Source organism: Tabrizicola sp., assembly GCF_041913445.1.
In the GTDB taxonomy this organism is placed as follows: domain Bacteria; phylum Pseudomonadota; class Alphaproteobacteria; order Rhodobacterales; family Rhodobacteraceae; genus Tabrizicola.
This window is the reverse complement of the sequence record NZ_JAYSFG010000003.1, coordinates 317,619-333,521: the sequence shown is the minus strand read 5'-3', so window position 1 is coordinate 333,521 and position 15,903 is coordinate 317,619. Positions and strand designations below refer to the sequence as shown.

The window sequence follows — 15,903 nt, the reverse complement described above, 5'->3', positions numbered from 1 at the left end:
TCCGGGCGCAAGGCCGGGACCGCCCCTACTGCAGCTGCATCCCGTTGGCGAAGACGCCGCCACCCTTGAACTCCACCTCGGACACCAGCTCGTCCGGACCCGCGCCGGGCTTGGCGAACATCGCCAGCGCCATGCGGAAGCCCATCGCGTCATCCTCGGTCAGCACCCCCAAGGCAATCAGGTTGTCCACAAGCTTGGTCACGCCCTTGATGTTGACGGTCAGCTTGCCGTCGGGCCGCGGCACGCCGCCGAAGGTCTGCAGGTCGCTGTTGTCCAGCGTGAACCCGCCGCTGGCCGACACCTCGGCCCCGGCCGCCTTGGCCAGCACCTGCGTCAGGTCGAGGCTTTCCAACTTGCCGGGCGGCTGCGCCCCTTCCATCTGCAGCGCAGGGTCCATCAGGTCCTGCTCCCAGTATCCCTTGCCCTTCAGGTCCACGATGAAGGTCGCCGGGTCGCGCGCCAGAAGGGCGGCAGGGTCGAAGAGGCCCCAGACATCCTCGGACACGGTCAGGTCGACCACCTTGGTCAGGAAACTGAAATCCTGCGCCACGTCGGACTTGCTGACCGGCATCACCACCTTGAACGCGCTTTCCGCAAAGGCCAGATCGATCTGCGGGAAGGGGATGTCGGCGCCCTGAACGGTGAACTTCGCCCCGTTCAGCGCGGTGCCATAGGTCAGCTGGTCCTTGTTCATCGCCAGCTCGAAGCCACCGCCCGTCGCATTTGCCGCCAGCTTGGTCGGCCCCTGAGCCTCGGTGATGTCGGCAGTCATCGTCATCGCGCCGAAGTTCAGGCTGGTATCCATCGTGAAGCCAGCGTTCAGCGCCGCCGCCATGTCGGCCATCATCTCGGCCGAAAGGAAGTTGCCTTTCGTCGCCCCGCTCAGATCGGCGAAATCGACGACGAAGCTGCCCGATCCCCCCTCATCGCCCCCAGTCCCGGACATGGTCAGCACCGCCGACTTGGCCGCAAAGCTGGTGTCCAGCCCCAGAACCTCGCCCGACTTGGTCATCCGGTAGGCGCCGGATACCTCGGTCATCGTCAGGTCGGCCTTGGTGTCCAGCACCTTGCCTTCCTCGTCCGTGACCTCGTCCAGCACCATCTGCACCTGCGGCGCAGTCAGGTCATAGCTTGTCTCGGTGGCGCTGCCCCCCGCCACGACCGTTGCGCCCGGCTGGTTCACGGTCAGCTTCAGCGACCCCGGCCCGTCCTCCTGCTGCGGGAAGGCCATCTGCAGCGGATAGCTGTCCGGCAGCGTCACCGTGACGGTCCCGTCACCATTGTCGGCAAAGACCAGCTTGTCGAAGCTGACGCTGGCGCTGCCCCCCATCTGGTCCTTGTAGGCGATGACGACATCCGTCACCTCGACCGTCGATCCGCTGTCCGCCGTATTGCCCACGGTCAGTTCCTGCCCGGCCGAGGTCATCATCTCCTGCCAGCTCGCCCAGACCTCCTGCGGGGTCACGTCGGCCGAAGCAGAGCTTGCAAGGAACACAAGGGCAAGCGCCGAGGAACAGGTCAGGGCACGGGTCATGGCATATGCCTTTCGGGTTGAATTCGCTGGCGGCAACCTTTCTATCTCGGCCAGAAAGCGTCAAGGGCCTGCAGGGCGCAGGTCGGGAAACGCGTAGGGGGACGAATGATACGGGTCGAACATTCGGGGGACTGCTGCACCATCACGCTCGCGCGCCCGGAGAAGGCCAATGCGCTGACCGAGGCGATGCTGAAAAGCCTGGCCTCGGCCGTCCTGGCCACCTCGGCCAAGGTCCTGATCCTGACCGGCGAGGGCAAGGTCTTCTCGGCCGGGGCCGATCTTGACGGAATGAGGGCGGGTCTCGGCCTTTCCCCGGCATGGGAGGCCGCGTCGGGCGCCATCGCCGCCTTCCCCGGGCTTTCCATCGCCGCCCTGAATGGCACTCTGGCGGGCGGAGCGATGGGTGCGGCGCTGGCCTGCGACCTCCGCATCGCCGTGCCATCGGCCAGCTTCTTCTACCCCGTCATGCGCCTGGGCTACCGCCCGCAGCCGTCCGACCCCGGTCGCCTTGCGGCTTTGGTCGGCCCCGCCCGCGCGAAAATGATCCTCCTCGCCGGCCAGAAGATTGACGCCGAAACGGCGCTGGCCTGGGGCCTCATTGACCGCATCTGCGCGCCCGATACCCTTATCGACACCGCCATGTCGCTGGCCGAACATGCGCTGGCCGCCGATCCGGGGCATGTTGCCGCCCTGAAACGCATGACCAACGGGGAAACGCCATGACCAACGCCTACGACAAAGGCCGCCTGAACCTGCCCTTCGTCGGCATCTCGACCTTCGGCAAGAACCCCTATGAACCCGACTGGTCCAGGATCGACGCCGACTTCGCCATCCTCGGCGCGCCCTTCGACTTCGGCACCCAGTTCCGCGCCGGAGCCCGCTTCGGCCCCCGTGGCATCCGCGAAGCCTCCACCCTCTTCTCCTTCGGCCACGCCGGGGCCTATGACCACGAGGACGACGTCACCTATCTGGAAGGCGTGAAGATCCTCGACATCGGCGATGCCGACATCGTCCACACCGACACCGAAACCTCCCACGCCAACATCGAGAAGGGCGTCCGCGCAATCCTCGCCGCAGGCGCCGTGCCGGTGGTGCTGGGCGGAGATCACTCCATCAACATCCCCTGCATCCGCGCCTTCGAAGGCCGCCCGCTCCACATCGTCCAGATCGACGCGCACCTCGATTTCGTCGACGTCCGCCACGGCGTCCGCCACGGCCACGGCAACCCCATGCGCCGCGCCGCCGAACAGGACCACGTCAAGGGCATCACCGCCCTTGGCATCCGCAACGTCTCGTCCACCGCCAAGGACGGCTACGAGGCCGCGCGGAAGATGGGCGACGACATCCTCTCCGTCCGCCAGGTCCGCAAACTGGGGATCGAGGCGACCCTCGCCCGCATCCCCAAGGGCGTCGACTACTACCTCACCATCGACATCGACGGCTTCGACCCCTCCATCGCCCCCGGCACCGGCACCCCCTCGCACGGAGGCTTCCTCTACTACGAGGTCCTGGAACTGATCGACGGCCTGACGAAACAGGGCGACATCATCGGCATCGACCTGGTCGAGGTCGCTCCCGACTACGACCACACCGGCACCACCGCGATCCTTGCCGCGCAGATCCTGCTCAACACCATCGGGCGCATCGCCCATAACCGGAGGTAAGGGATGGAGCGGCCACAGCTCTGGCTGCAACAGGCGACCGACATCGCGCTCGGCTGGCTCTCCTCGCCCGCCGCGCTGATGCAGTTCGGCCTCCTGATCGCCGCGTATATACTGGCGACACTGCTTGCCCGCCGCTTCTCCCCGGTCATCGAACGCACCCTCACCCCAAAACCCGAGGCGACGCACCCCATTGCCCGCCTCCGCCGCTTCGCGCTCCTCTTCCTGCCGCTTCTCCTCCCCCTCCTCGCCTACGCCCTGACGGCCGTGGGCGAAGGCCTGACCCGCGCCACTTTCGGCACCGGCGAGGTCATCGCCTTCGGCAAACGCGTCTTCCTCTTCCTCGCCGCCCTCGCCCTCGTCCGCCAGGTCCTGCCCCCCGGCTTCCTGAAACTGATGGGCCGCTACGTCCTCCTCCCCGTCATGGCGCTCCACGCCCTGGGGGTCCTGGACGACGTCACCGCCCGCCTCGACGCCGCGCAGGTCAACCTCGGCAACATCCAGTTCACCGCCCTCGCCCTGATCCGAGGCCTCATCGCAGGCTCCCTCCTCTTCTGGCTCGGCTCCTGGTCCAACCGCCAATCCGCCGGCTACATCAAGCAGCAGCAGGACCTCCGCCCCGCCACGCGAGAGCTTGCCATCAAGGCTAGCGAGGTCGCCATCTTCGGCGCGGCCTTCCTCCTTCTCATGTCGATCATGGGCATCGACCTCACCGCCGTCGCCGTCCTTGGCGGTGCCTTGGGCGTTGGCATCGGCCTCGGCCTGCAACAGATCGCCGCCAACTTCGTCTCCGGGATCATTCTCCTCCTCGAAGGCCAGACCACCGTCGGCGACTACGTCGAACTCGACGGGGGAGAGAAGGGCACCATCGTCAAGATGACCGCCCGCGCCTGCATCCTGGAGACCTTCGACGGCAAGTGGATCGTCGTCCCGAACGAACATTTCATCACGTCCCGCGTGGTGAACTACTCCGACCAGGGCAGCGCCAACCGGTACGAGGCCCTGTTTTCAGTAAGTTACGAAACCGACATAAACCTCGTCCCCGATATAATCGAACGCGCCGTATCCAAACTCCCCTTCGTCCTGCAATCCCCCGACGGTCCCGACTGCGAACTGCGCGGCTTCGGCGAGTCCTCCGTCGACTTCGCCGTGGAATACTGGGTCGCGGGCATCGACGACGGCAAGAACAAGTACGGCTCCCCCGTCCTTTTCGCGATCTGGAACGCGCTGAAAGAGGCCGGGATCGAAATGCCCTACCCCCACCGCGTCGTCGAACTGCGCAATGCTCCCGCAGCCTGAGGCTCTCGTCATCGGCGCCGGCCCCGCCGGCCTGATGGCCGCCGAGGAACTGGCCAAGGCAGGCGTGCAAACCCTTGTCGTCGATGCCAAACCCACCGTCGCCCGCAAATTCCTAATGGCCGGGAAATCCGGACTGAACGTCACCAAGGACGAGGACTGGGAAACCTTCGTCTCCCGCTACGACTGCCCCCACCTGCGCCCCATCCTGCGGGACTTCGGCCCCAAAGAAGTGCAAGACTGGTGCCGCTCCCTTGGGCAAGAGGTCTTCACCGGCTCCTCCGGCCGCGTCTTCCCCGTGGCGATGAAAGCCTCACCCCTCCTCCGCGCCTGGCTGAACCGCCTCACCTCCCAGGGCCTCGAGATCCGCACCCGCTGGCGCTGGACCGGCTTCGACGGTCCTTCGCTGACCTTCGACACTCCCACCGGCCGCCAGACCCTCGCTCCCAAAGCCACCATCCTCGCGCTCGGAGGCGCCAGCTGGTCCCGCCTCGGCTCTGACGGGGCTTGGGTCCCCTGGCTGCGGGAGGAGGGCGTGGAAATTACCGACTGGCGACCCGCCAACATGGGCTTCCGCGTCGACTGGTCCCCCCACATGGCCCCGTTCTTCGGCCAACCCGTAAAAGGCGTCGCCCTGATTGCCGGCCCGCACCGCGAGCGTGGAGAATTCGTGATATCTGCCAAGGGCGTAGAGGGCGGGGGAATATACAGTATATACAGGTATCTACGCGACGCATATACGCTGGCCCTCGACCTTCTCCCCGACTTGAGCCAATACGAAATCACCCGCCGCCTGTCGAAAATGAAACCCGGCGACAGCGCCGCGAACAAACTGCGCAAGCTCGGCCTCGACCGCACCCAGGTCGCCTTGGTGATGGAGTTCTCGCGCGCCGACCCCTTCGCCCAGCTCAAGCATCTCCCCATCCCCCTGCAAGGCCCGCGCCCCCTGGACGAGGCCATCAGCGTGGCAGGAGGCATCACCTGGGACGCCCTCACCCCCGACCTCGAACTGAAGGCCCTCCCGGGCATCTTCGCCGCCGGGGAAATGCTGGACTGGGAGGCCCCGACCGGCGGCTATCTTCTCACCGCCTCATGGGCCACGGGCCGCTGGGCGGGAATGGCAGCGGCACGACGGTTTCAAGAAGCCCCGTCCCGGACTTGATCCGGGACCTCCTGCAACACACGAGGCCCCGGATCAAGTCCGGGGCGGGTGTTCCTCGTGCAACGCCTCGAACCACGGCAGGACCTGCTCTCGCAGCACTTCCACCGCCAGGTCCAAGCACTCAGGCCGCTCCAGCACATCCAGGAACGCCAATGTCCCCGGATCGCCGTCCGCCTGCTCGAAGAAGTCCGCCAGGGTCACGTCCTCCCCGCCCGGCCAGTCGGGGTGATCCGGCACCTCGCCTGACGGAGTCACGAACCGCAGCACGATCCGCACGTCCCAGCCATAGCGGTCCCGCTGCAGATGCACCGCCGACTTGCCGGCCGCCGTCACCTTGTTCCAGGTCGTCCGCGCCAGCATGAACCCCGCCGGACCCAAGACCCCGTCCAAGGCCGCGACGATCCGCCCCCAGGCCTCCTCCCGCCGCGCGGGGAAAGAGGGGTCACTCCCCGCCAGATGCTTCCGTGCGGAAAGGTCCGGGTCGTCCATTCAGGCCGACAAGCCCCCGGCCAGGTCCGGCACGTCCAGCGCAGAAAACCCATAATGCCGCAGCCAGCGCAGGTCGGCCTCGAAGAAGGCGCGCAGGTCCGGGATGCCGTATTTCAGCATAGCGATCCGGTCGATCCCCATCCCGAAGGCAAAGCCCTGCCACTGCGTCGGGTCCACGCCCGCCGCCTGCAACACCTTCGGATGCACCATCCCCGACCCCAGGATCTCCATCCACTTGTCGCCTTCGCCGATCTTCAGCTGGCCGCCGACGTTGGAATAGCGGATGTCCACCTCCGCCGACGGCTCGGTGAAGGGGAAGTGCGATGCCCGGAACCGCAGCTCCACCTTGTCGACCTCGAAGAAGGCCCGGCAGAACTCCTCCAGGCACCACTTCAGGTTCGCCATCGAAATCGACCGGTCGATCGCCAGCCCCTCGACCTGGTGGAACATCGGCGTATGCGTCTGGTCCATGTCCATCCGGTAGACCCGGCCCGGCGCGATCACCCTGATCGGCGCCCCCTGCGCCATCATCGCCCGGATCTGCACGGGGGACGTATGGGTCCGCAGCACATGCGGGGGGCGGTTGTCCCCCTCGGCCCGCGCCATGAAGAACGTGTCATGCTCCTGCCGCGCGGGGTGCTCCGGCGGGATGTTCAACGCGTCGAAGTTGTACCAGTCGCTTTCGACCTGCGGCCCCTCGGCCACCGAAAAGCCCATGTCGGCAAAGATCGCCGTCAGCTCTTCCATGACCTGGGACACCGGATGCACCGTCCCCCGCGGCCTGGGCCGCCCCGGCAAAGTCACGTCCAGCCACTCCGACTTCAGCCGCTCATCCAAGGCCGCATCCGCCAGTGCCACCTTCCGCGCCCGCAGCGCCGCATCGATCTCATCCTTCAGCGCATTCAGCGACGCCCCCGCCGCCTTCCGCGCCTCCGGGTCCATCTTCCCCAGACCCGCCATCAGGCCCGAGATCTCACCCTTCTTGCCCAGGGCACCCACGCGGACCTCTTCCAGCCCGGCCTCATCCGCCGCACCGGCCACCGCCGCCAGATACTTGGCCTTGAGCGTGTCGATCCCGTCCATGGTCCGTCTCCTGAAAACCGACCCTCTGCTAGCGGCGAAGGCCCCGCAATGCAAGATCGGGCTCAGATCGGCAGGGCCTCGGCCGCGTAAAGCGCCGCGTTCTCGGCATCCGGCGGGATCGGGCGGATCACGTCGATCAGCACGCCGTCCGGCCCTTCGACGATGAAATGCCGCTGGCCGAAGACCTCGTCCCTCAGGTTCAGGGCCATCCTGACACCTTCGGCACCCAGGCGGGCGTAGTGGGCATCGACGTCCTCGACCTCGAAATTCAGCAACATCGCCCCAACGCGCCCTCGTCCAACCGCGGGAATGGTCCCGTGATCCTTCGCTACAAGGCCCAGGTTCACCGCCGCATCCTCGGTCGATTGCAGATGGACGTACCAGTCGGACTGGAACAGCGGCCGGAAGTGGAAATGGTCGATGTAGAACCGGGCTGCCTGCGCGACATCGGCGCTGAGCACGACCGGGTAGTAGCTTGTCACCTTCATGGGATTTTCCTTTCCAGCGAATTTAGATACACTGTGCACGTAAATAACATACAGGCTGTATGTATGCAAGAAGAAGCGACGAGACGCACCCAGAAGGACCGCAGCGAATCCATGCGCTCGGCGCTGATCGCCGCGGGGCGAAAGCTGTTCGTGGACAAGGGCTTCGCCGCCACCGGCACGCCCGAGATCGTGGCGGCCGCCGGGGTGACGCGGGGCGCGCTTTATCACCACTTCGCCGACAAGGAGGCGCTCTTCGCCGCTGTCATCCGGGCCGAGGCCGAGGCCATCGCGGGGCAGATCGAATCAAGCGGAACACCGGACCTGTCGCCGGCCGAAGCGCTCATCCAGGGCGGCGAGGCCTTCCTGTCCGCGATGCGCCAGCCCGGCCGGGCGCGGCTGATGCTGATCGAAGCCCCGGCTGCACTTCCACCCGACACGCTTGCCGAAATCGACGCGGCAACGGGCGGTCGCACGCTGGAAGAGGGCCTCCGCGCCGCCGGTGTGGCAGAGCCAGCGGTCCTCGCCGCGCTCCTCTCCTCGGCCTACGACCGCGCCGCGCTGGCCATCGACCGGGGCGACCCGCCCCAGCCCTGGCACGAGGCGCTGCGAAGGCTGGTCACCGGGCTGCTGCCATAAAGCGACTTCGCCCGCCGAACCCGCGCCGAAAGGTCAGCCTTTGACCGAGGCCGTGACGTAGTTGCAGCTCAGGTCGCGGGCCGACAGGCTCCAGCGCCAGGTGACCGGGTTGAACACCATTCCCTTGCGGTCCACCGGCCGCAGGCCCGCCTTCTGGATCAGCGCGTAAAGCTCGTCCGGCGTGATGAACTTCGCCCAGTCATGCGTGCCCTTGGGCAGCCAGCGCATCACCCATTCCGCCCCGATGATCGCCATCATGAAGGACTTCGGGTTGCGGTTCAGCGTCGAACAGATCATCAGGCCACCGGGCTTCAGAAGCTCCTGGCAGGCGGTCAGATAGGCCTGGGGATCCGCCACATGCTCCACGACCTCCATGTTCAGCACCACGTCGAACCGTTCGCCCGCAGCCGCCAGGGCCTCGGCGGTCGTGTGGCGATAGTCGATCTCCAGCCCCGACTGCCGCGCATGGGCCTGCGCCACGGGAATGTTCCGCTCGGCCGCATCGGCACCCACGACATCGGCCCCCAACCGCGCCATCGGCTCGGACAGAAGCCCGCCGCCGCAGCCGATGTCCAGGATGCGCAACCCCTTGAACGGCAGCGGCCCGGTCAGATCCCGCCCGAACTCGGCCGCGATCTGGCTGGTGATATAGTCCAGCCGGCAGGGGTTCAGCATGTGCAAGGGCTTGAACTTGCCCGTTGGGTCCCACCATTCCGCCGCCATGCGCTCGAACTTGGCCACTTCCGCCGGATCAACCGTATCCACCGCCATCGCCGTCTCCTAATGCCCTTCGACTCCGGGACTTACCGGCGCTATATAGGGTGAACATGGATCAGAGATCAGGTCAAAAGCGCGCAGTCGAATTCCTGTACCCGCCGATCGACCCGTTCGATCAGCGCATGATCGACGTGGGCGACGGTCACCGGGTGTATGTCGAACAGTGCGGCCGCCCGGATGGTATTCCGGTCATCGTCTTCCACGGCGGCCCCGGTGGCGGCTGCTCCCCGGCCATGCGGCGCTACTTCGATCCGCGCGTCTTCCGCGTCGTCCTGTTCGACCAGCGCGGCTGCGGCCGCTCGCGTCCCCACGCCAGTGTCACGGCCAACACCACCTGGCACCTGGTCCAGGATGTCGAGACGATCCGCGAAACGCTGGGAATCGACCGTTTCATCGGGTTTGGCGGCAGCTGGGGTGCGACGCTCGCTCTGATCTACGCCATCACCCATCCTGACCACGTCTTGCACCTTGTCCTGCGCGGCGTCTTCCTTGCCACCCGGGCCGAGCTCAACTGGTTCTACGCCGGCGGCGCCGGGGCCTTCTTCCCCGACCTCTGGTCGCGCTTCACCGAGGTCATCCCCCCGGAAGAGCGGGGCGACCTCATCGCCGCCTATCACCGCCGCCTGTTCTCCGGCAACCTCGTCGAGGAAACGCGCTACGGCCGCATCTGGGCCAACTGGGAAAATGCGCTGGCCTCGATCCAGAACGAAGGCGCCTTGGGCGAAAGCCCCTCGGACTATGCCCGCGCCTTCGCCCGGTTGGAGAACCACTTCTTCCAGAACGCGGGTTTCCTGGAATGCGACGGCTGGATCCTGCGTGAACGCCACCGGATCCAGCACATCCCCGCCACCATCATCCAGGGCCGCTACGACATGATCTGCCCGCCCCACTCCGCCTGGTCACTGGCCCAGGGCTGGTCGAAATGCGAGCTGAAGATGGTCCCCATGGCCGGCCACGCCCTGTCCGAGCCCGGCATTTCCGAGGCTCTGGTCCGCGTGATGGACAGCCTTCGGGCGTAAGCTCAGCGCCTGCGCACCTGCCTCAGCTCCGCATCAAGGCGACGTCCGCCTTCAGCCAGAGGCCATAGCACAGAACCAAGAGCGCGTTCGCGGCCAGGCTTTCCAGGTCGCCCGCCTGGGTCAACTCGATCAGCACCGCCGCCAGCGCCGGAAGACGGCTTGCCACCACCACGCCGCGGAACACGCCCGGCCCGACGGGCAACCGCGCCTGAACCGGACCAGGCAGCGCGCTCCCGAACTTCCCCGCCGCATGCATCAGCCCCGCGGTGGCCGCCAGCACCGGATGCCCCATCAGGAACAACCCCAGCCCCAGCATCAGTGCCCCCCAGCCCGAGGAGACATCCCCCAGCCGGTTCAGCCGCGCATCCGGCGGCGCACCATGCGCCCAGGCCTTGTGATACTGCTCGCCGGACCAGAAGAAGATGAGCATCGCGAGCGTGATCGCCGTGGCCCCCAGGCTGCCGACGAAGTAATCCGCAAAGGCCGCCCAGCCCGTAATCCCCACGGCCGTCGCCGCCGCGACGTGAAACGAGACACCGCCCAAGAGACCCAGAGCATTGCCCAGGTTGTACAACCCGCCCGGCCCGCTCAGCCGTTGGGCAAACTCGTTCCGAAGTGAAATGCTGTGCATGGCGTCCCTCCGAACCAACTTTCCCGGGTTCTACGCCATGCAAGCGCCCAAACGCTGTGCTCTGGGAAACAGTCTGCCGGTTTTTCGGGCGGTCAGCGAACGCCGGGGGCTCAGCCCTCCGGGTCCGAAAAGTAATCCTCATCCACGCTTCGGATCACATAGCTGACCCGGTCCCGCACGCCGACGCCATGCCGGATCATCAGCCTCGCCAGCTCCCGCCCGCCGATCAGCTTCACGCGGTGCTGCACCTTGGCCAGATAGCCGTGCGCCTCGGCCGAGAAGTCCGAGGTGGTGACAAACACCCCCTTCGTCGCACCTTCGCCTGTCAAGCTGCCGATGAACTGCTGGATCGCCGGCCGCCCGACCTTGGTCTCCGCCTGATAGCGCTTGGCCTGGATATAGACCGCATCGAGGCCCAAGGCGTCCTCATGGATGATCCCGTCGATCCCCCCGTCGCCCGAGGTCTTCGTCATCTGGTGCGTCCCAAACGACCCCGCGCCGTAGCCCATCGCCTTGAGCAGGTCGAGGATCAGGCGTTCGAAGCGAACGGGGTTCATCCGGTAGAGCCGCTGCAGCACGTCCTCGACCAGCCCGGCTTCAGCCTCCTTTGACGCCCGCTCGATCAGGTCCTCCGGGGTCTCGTCAGGAAGCTCGACAGTGGTCTGGGAGGGGCTTGGTACAGCCTCCCGCGCCGCATTTCGTTCGGCGGCCTCGGCCATCGCGGCCTGATAGGCAGGGATCGACTTGATCACCCGCCAGTCCAGCGGCTTCCCCGCCGCCAGCCACGCCTGCCCCTCAGCAGAGGCCCGGTAGACCCCGCGCTCCGGTCGTTCGACCAGCCCCGATCTCAGAAGGTGATGCACCGCCCAATCCGCCCGGTCGAACACGCGTGTCCGGGTGCCGCTGTTCAGCATCTCGGCCATCTCGTCGTCGGTCAGCCCAAACTCAACCCGAAGTGCAGGCAGGCAGTCCCGCGTGTTCCGCGCATCGGCGGCCAGCAGACGCAGGCAGGGCAACAGGAACTCACCCATCGACGGAATTGGCATCAATCCTCCGGTTCAATCACTGATGAAAGTTTGGTGCCGAGGTATTAACACCACCTTAACAGCGGACCACGTTTTCTCAATAATTCAATATCTTACGCGATATGTCCACCGTGGACACTCACGCCCGCTTCCCCACCACCGCGACGCCCAGAGCCTGCAGGACCTTCGCCTCGATATGCCCCGCATCCAGCCCCGCGACCCGGTACATCGCCTCAGGTGAGGCCTGATCGATGAAGATATCCGGCAGGAACAGCGAGCGGAACTTCAGCCCCCTGTCGAACACCCCCTCCTCGGCCAGAAGCTGCGCCACATGGGACCCGAAGCCTCCCACAGCGCCCTCTTCCACCGTCACCAAGGCCTCATGCCCCGCCGCCAGCCGCAGCACCAGCTCCCGGTCCAGCGGCTTCGCGAACCGCGCATCCGCCACCGTCACAGACACCCCGCGCCCCGCCAAGGCCTCCGCCGCCTTCAAACTCTCGCTCAACCGCGTCCCGAACGACAGGATCGCCACGCGAGACCCCTCGCGCACCACCCGACCCCGGCCGATCTCCAGCGGAACGCCACGGCTGGGCATGTCCACGCCGACACCCTCGCCCCGAGGATACCGGAACGCGATCGGCCCCGCGTCATGCGCCACGGCCGTCGCCACCATATGCACCAGCTCCGCCTCATCAGCCGCCGCCATCACCACGAAGCCCGGCAGGTTGGACAGGAACCCCACGTCGAACGCCCCCGCGTGGGTCGCCCCGTCGGCCCCCACCAGCCCCGCCCGGTCGATGGCAAAGCGGACCGGCAACCGCTGGATCGCCACATCGTGCACGACCTGATCGTACCCCCGCTGCAGGAAGGTCGAGTAAATCGCGCAGAACGGCTTCATTCCCCCCGCCGCAAGGCCAGCCGAGAACGTCACCGCATGCTGTTCCGCGATCCCCACGTCGAAACACCGCTTCGGGAACCGGCCCGCAAACAGGTCCAACCCCGTCCCATCCGGCATCGCCGCCGTCACCGCGACGATCTTCTCGTCCCGCTCGGCCTCGGCCACCAGAGACTGCGCGAACACCTTGGTATAGGACGGAGCATTCGACGCCGCCTTCACCTGCACCCCGGTCAGCACGTCGAACTTGCCCGTCGCATGCCCCTTGTCCCGCGCCGCCTCGGCCGGGGCATAGCCCTTGCCCTTTTTCGTCAGCACATGGATCAGGACCGGCCCCGTCGCCCGCGCTTTCACCGTCCGCAGCACCGGCAAAAGCTGGTCCAGGTCATGCCCGTCGATGGGTCCCACATACTCGAATCCGAGCGATTCAAACAAAGTGCCGCCCACGGCCATGCCCTTCAGCATATCCTTTGCGCGCTTGGCTCCCTCCTGGAATGGTGAAGGCAACAGCCCCACGATCCCCTTCGCCACCTGTTTCAGGTCCTGCATCGGGGGCGCCGCATAGAGCCCGCTCAGATACGACGACAGCGCCCCGACCGGCGGAGCAATCGACATCTCGTTGTCGTTCAGGATCACGAACAGCCGCTTCTTCAGATGACCCGCGTTGTTCATCGCCTCGAAGGCCATGCCCGCCGACATCGACCCATCGCCGATAACCGCAATCGCATCACCCGGGTCCCCGCCAAGCTCGGACGCCATCGCAAAGCCCAGCGCCGCCGAAATGGACGTGGAAGAATGCGCCGCCCCGAACGGGTCGTAGGCGCTTTCCGACCGCTTGGTGAACCCCGACAGGCCCCCCTCCATCCGCAAGGTGCGAATCCGGTCCCGCCGCCCGGTCAGGATCTTGTGCGGATAGCACTGGTGGCCCACGTCCCAGATCAGCTTGTCGCGCGGCGTGTCGAACACCGCGTGGATCGCCACCGTAAGCTCGACGACCCCCAGCCCCGCGCCCAGATGCCCGCCCGTCTCGGACACCGCGCTGATCGTCTCCGCCCGCAGCTCCCCCGCCAGCTGGTGCAGCTCCCGGTCGCTCAGCCCCTTCAGGTCCGACGGAACATGCACCCGGTCCAGCAGCGGAGTCTTCGGTCGGTCGGTCATCATGCCTGCCTTTGGCGGTTCAACTGTCCCGCGCGATAACGAAGCGCGCCGCGGCGATCAAGTTGGCCGCCGCATTTCCATACCCGGCCAGCGCCGCCTCGGCTTCTCGCACCAACTCCGTCGCCCGCGCCCTGGCTCCGTCCAGCCCCAGAAGCGAGACGAAGGTCGCCTTCCCCGCCTCGGCATCCTTGTGCAGCCGCTTGCCCGTCTTGGCCTCGTCGCCGGTCACATCAAGGATGTCATCCGCAATCTGGAAAGCCAGCCCCAGCGCAGCGGCATACCGCCGCAACGGAGCGCGATCCGCCCCCGCAATCACCGCCCCCGCCTCCGACGCGAACCCGATCAAGGCCCCGGTCTTCCCCGCCTGCAGCGCCGTGATCTCCTCCAGCGTCAGCGACCGCACCGCCGTCTCTGCCGCGATGTCCAGCGCCTGGCCCAGGACCATCCCGTCAATCCCAGAGGCAACCGCGAGACCCCGGACCAACTCCATCCGCACCTCGGCAGACCCCAAAGCAGGTTCGCACAGCAACTCGAAGGCCAGCGTCTGCAAGGCATCCCCCGCCAGCACCGCCGTCGCCTCGTCCCATTTCTTGTGAACCGTCGGCTGTCCCCGCCGCAGGTCGTCGTCATCCATGCAGGGCAAATCATCGTGCACGAGCGAATAGGCATGCAGCGCCTCGATCGCCGCCGCCGCGCTCACCGCCCGCTCCTCCCGGACACCAAGCATCCGCGCGCCTTCCAGCACCAGGAACCCGCGCAGCCGCTTGCCACCGCGGACCGCATAGCGCATCGCCTCGGTCACCGGCTGGTCCGCGCGACCCTCCAGCGCAGCCAGAAGCCGGGCCTCACACAGCCCCGCATCCGCCGCCAACCGCTCCTGAAACGTCACATGCCCTCCGCCGGAGTCGTGCCCACCGCCCGGCCTTCCTGCGCCCGGATCAGCTCAACCTTCTCCTCGGCCTCGGCCAGCTTCTTCGCGCAATGCGCCTTCAGCGCGGCCCCGCGTTCATACAGCGCGATGGACTGCTCCAGCGGCACCTCGCCCCGTTCCAGGGCCCCCACGACCTGCTCCAGGGCGGCCATCGCCTCCTCGAAGCTCATCGCATCAACCGGCCCCACACCAGGTTTTTCCGTCATCGGCCCCGCTCCTCCAGCACCCCAACATGCGCGGCCACGGATGCCGCCAGCGCCTCCAGATCATAGCCACCCTCCAGCGAGGACACCACCCGCCCCCCGGCGAAATCGCAGAGCTTCTCGGTCAGCCACCGATAGTCCTCCGCCTGCCATTCCAACCCGGCCAGGGGATCATCCGCATGGGCATCGAACCCCGCCGATATGAGCAGCAACTCAGGTTCCCAAGCCTTGAGCGCCGGGAACACCACGCCCTCGTAAACCTCCCGCATTGCCCGCCCGCCCGAGCCCGCGCGCAACGGCACGTTCAACACCTGCCCATGCGCCCCCCGCTCCTCTGGCCGCCCCGTTCCCGGATACAAAGGCATCTGGTGGGAAGAGACGAACAGACACCGCCCGTCGTCCCACAGCAAATCCTGCGTCCCGTTACCGTGGTGCACGTCAAAATCCACCACTGCGACGCGCTTCAGCCCATGATGATCCAGCGCCCGCTTCACGCCGATGGCCACCGTCCCGAACAGACAGAACCCCATCGCCGTCTCGCGCTCCGCATGGTGCCCCGGCGGCCGCCCCGCCACGAAGGCCGTCTTCGCCTCGCCCGAGACCACCGCATCCACCGCCGCGCAGATCCCGCCCACGGCCCGCATCGCCGCGTCAAACGACCCCGGCGACAGGAACGTATCCCCATCCAGCTGCGCCCAGCCTTCCTTCGGCACCGCCCCCTTCACCCGCGCCAGATACCCCGCCGGATGGCAGCGCAGCACCTCCGCCTCGTCGCCAACAGGACACTCCCGCCGCTCCACGGCAATCCCCGCCAGCCCCCGCTCCACCGCCCCAAGCCGGTCCACCCGCTCCGGATGCCCGGGCGGGGTCACATGGCTACGAAACGCCTGGTGTGTGAACAGAAGCACCAACAAG

Annotated in this window: 17 protein-coding genes; 6 read left to right on the top strand and 11 right to left on the bottom strand. The window is 66.8% G+C overall.

All coding sequences use genetic code 11. The features are described 5' to 3' along the window. Positions 1-25: 25 nt before the first annotated feature. Entirely contained in the window at positions 26-1,534 is a 1,509-nt protein-coding gene (locus tag ACE3Q6_RS05820) for a DUF2125 domain-containing protein (protein ID WP_374429610.1), read from the bottom strand. 105 nt (positions 1,535-1,639) lie between these two features. Here ACE3Q6_RS05820 and ACE3Q6_RS05815 point away from each other — a divergent pair, with 105 nt between their 5' ends. From ACE3Q6_RS05815 to ACE3Q6_RS05800, 4 genes are read left to right on the top strand one after another with little or no spacing between them, the layout of a single operon-like run. After that, positions 1,640-2,257 (top strand): enoyl-CoA hydratase/isomerase family protein, encoded by a 618-nt coding sequence (locus ACE3Q6_RS05815; RefSeq protein WP_374429608.1) that lies wholly within the window; start codon positions 1,640-1,642, stop codon positions 2,255-2,257. Then, on the top strand, positions 2,254-3,198 hold the full coding sequence (speB, locus tag ACE3Q6_RS05810) for an agmatinase (RefSeq protein WP_374429606.1): 945 nt from the start codon (positions 2,254-2,256) through the stop codon (positions 3,196-3,198). The genes ACE3Q6_RS05815 and speB overlap by 4 nt, the downstream gene beginning before the upstream one ends. A gap of 3 nt (positions 3,199-3,201) precedes the next feature. After that, the gene (locus tag ACE3Q6_RS05805; protein WP_374429605.1) at positions 3,202-4,494 is read left to right on the top strand and encodes a mechanosensitive ion channel family protein; all 1,293 of its coding nucleotides are present in this window, start codon (positions 3,202-3,204) and stop codon (positions 4,492-4,494) included. Next, a complete protein-coding gene (locus tag ACE3Q6_RS05800) occupies positions 4,478-5,653 on the top strand; it encodes a TIGR03862 family flavoprotein (protein ID WP_374429603.1) in 1,176 nt (391 codons plus the stop codon). The genes ACE3Q6_RS05805 and ACE3Q6_RS05800 overlap by 17 nt, the downstream gene beginning before the upstream one ends. A 33-nt stretch (positions 5,654-5,686) precedes the next feature. On the opposite strand, the gene ACE3Q6_RS05795 is transcribed toward ACE3Q6_RS05800, so the two are convergent. The 3 genes from ACE3Q6_RS05795 to ACE3Q6_RS05785 all read right to left on the bottom strand — a co-directional run bounded on the left by ACE3Q6_RS05795 (position 5,687) and on the right by ACE3Q6_RS05785 (position 7,713). Beyond that, positions 5,687-6,142: a hypothetical protein gene (locus ACE3Q6_RS05795; protein ID WP_374429601.1), complete on the bottom strand. Its 456-nt coding sequence runs from the start codon at positions 6,140-6,142 to the stop codon at positions 5,687-5,689. After that, positions 6,143-7,225: a phenylalanine--tRNA ligase subunit alpha gene (pheS, locus tag ACE3Q6_RS05790; RefSeq protein ID WP_374429599.1), complete on the bottom strand. Its 1,083-nt coding sequence runs from the start codon at positions 7,223-7,225 to the stop codon at positions 6,143-6,145. Between the two features lie 62 nt (positions 7,226-7,287). Then, complete coding sequence (locus ACE3Q6_RS05785) at positions 7,288-7,713, bottom strand: VOC family protein (protein WP_374429597.1); 426 nt, start codon at positions 7,711-7,713, stop codon at positions 7,288-7,290. A gap of 111 nt (positions 7,714-7,824) precedes the next feature. On the opposite strand from ACE3Q6_RS05785, the gene ACE3Q6_RS05780 reads away from it, so the two are divergent. Then, positions 7,825-8,349, top strand: coding sequence for a TetR/AcrR family transcriptional regulator (locus ACE3Q6_RS05780; protein ID WP_374429595.1), 525 nt, complete (start codon positions 7,825-7,827; stop codon positions 8,347-8,349). 33 nt (positions 8,350-8,382) lie between these two features. Here the strand turns inward: ACE3Q6_RS05780 and ubiG are convergent, their stop codons facing one another. Next, positions 8,383-9,120, bottom strand: a complete 738-nt coding sequence (ubiG, locus tag ACE3Q6_RS05775) for a bifunctional 2-polyprenyl-6-hydroxyphenol methylase/3-demethylubiquinol 3-O-methyltransferase UbiG (RefSeq protein WP_374429593.1) — start codon at positions 9,118-9,120, stop codon at positions 8,383-8,385. Between the two features lie 56 nt (positions 9,121-9,176). Between ubiG and pip the strand changes: the two genes are divergently transcribed. Continuing rightward, the gene (pip, locus tag ACE3Q6_RS05770) at positions 9,177-10,145 is read left to right on the top strand and encodes a prolyl aminopeptidase (protein WP_374429591.1); all 969 of its coding nucleotides are present in this window, start codon (positions 9,177-9,179) and stop codon (positions 10,143-10,145) included. Between the two features lie 22 nt (positions 10,146-10,167). Here pip and ACE3Q6_RS05765 read toward each other — a convergent pair whose 3' ends face one another. The 6 genes from ACE3Q6_RS05765 to ACE3Q6_RS05740 all read right to left on the bottom strand — a co-directional run bounded on the left by ACE3Q6_RS05765 (position 10,168) and on the right by ACE3Q6_RS05740 (position 15,902). Beyond that, the gene (locus ACE3Q6_RS05765; RefSeq protein ID WP_374429589.1) at positions 10,168-10,776 is read right to left on the bottom strand and encodes a hypothetical protein; all 609 of its coding nucleotides are present in this window, start codon (positions 10,774-10,776) and stop codon (positions 10,168-10,170) included. 110 nt (positions 10,777-10,886) lie between these two features. After that, the gene (locus ACE3Q6_RS05760) at positions 10,887-11,822 is read right to left on the bottom strand and encodes a restriction endonuclease (RefSeq protein WP_374429587.1); all 936 of its coding nucleotides are present in this window, start codon (positions 11,820-11,822) and stop codon (positions 10,887-10,889) included. A 118-nt stretch (positions 11,823-11,940) separates the two neighbouring features. Next, a complete protein-coding gene (dxs, locus tag ACE3Q6_RS05755; RefSeq protein WP_374429585.1) occupies positions 11,941-13,854 on the bottom strand; it encodes a 1-deoxy-D-xylulose-5-phosphate synthase in 1,914 nt (637 codons plus the stop codon). Between the two features lie 19 nt (positions 13,855-13,873). Then, a complete protein-coding gene (locus ACE3Q6_RS05750) occupies positions 13,874-14,743 on the bottom strand; it encodes a polyprenyl synthetase family protein (protein WP_374429583.1) in 870 nt (289 codons plus the stop codon). Then, positions 14,740-14,991 carry an exodeoxyribonuclease VII small subunit gene (locus tag ACE3Q6_RS05745; RefSeq protein WP_374429582.1) on the bottom strand — a complete coding sequence of 84 codons (252 nt, stop codon included), beginning with the start codon at positions 14,989-14,991 and terminating at the stop codon, positions 14,740-14,742. The genes ACE3Q6_RS05750 and ACE3Q6_RS05745 overlap by 4 nt, the downstream gene beginning before the upstream one ends. After that, the gene (locus ACE3Q6_RS05740; RefSeq protein ID WP_374429580.1) at positions 14,988-15,902 is read right to left on the bottom strand and encodes a histone deacetylase family protein; all 915 of its coding nucleotides are present in this window, start codon (positions 15,900-15,902) and stop codon (positions 14,988-14,990) included. Before ACE3Q6_RS05740 ends, ACE3Q6_RS05745 begins: the two co-directional genes overlap by 4 nt. Between the last annotated feature and the right edge of the window lies 1 nt (position 15,903).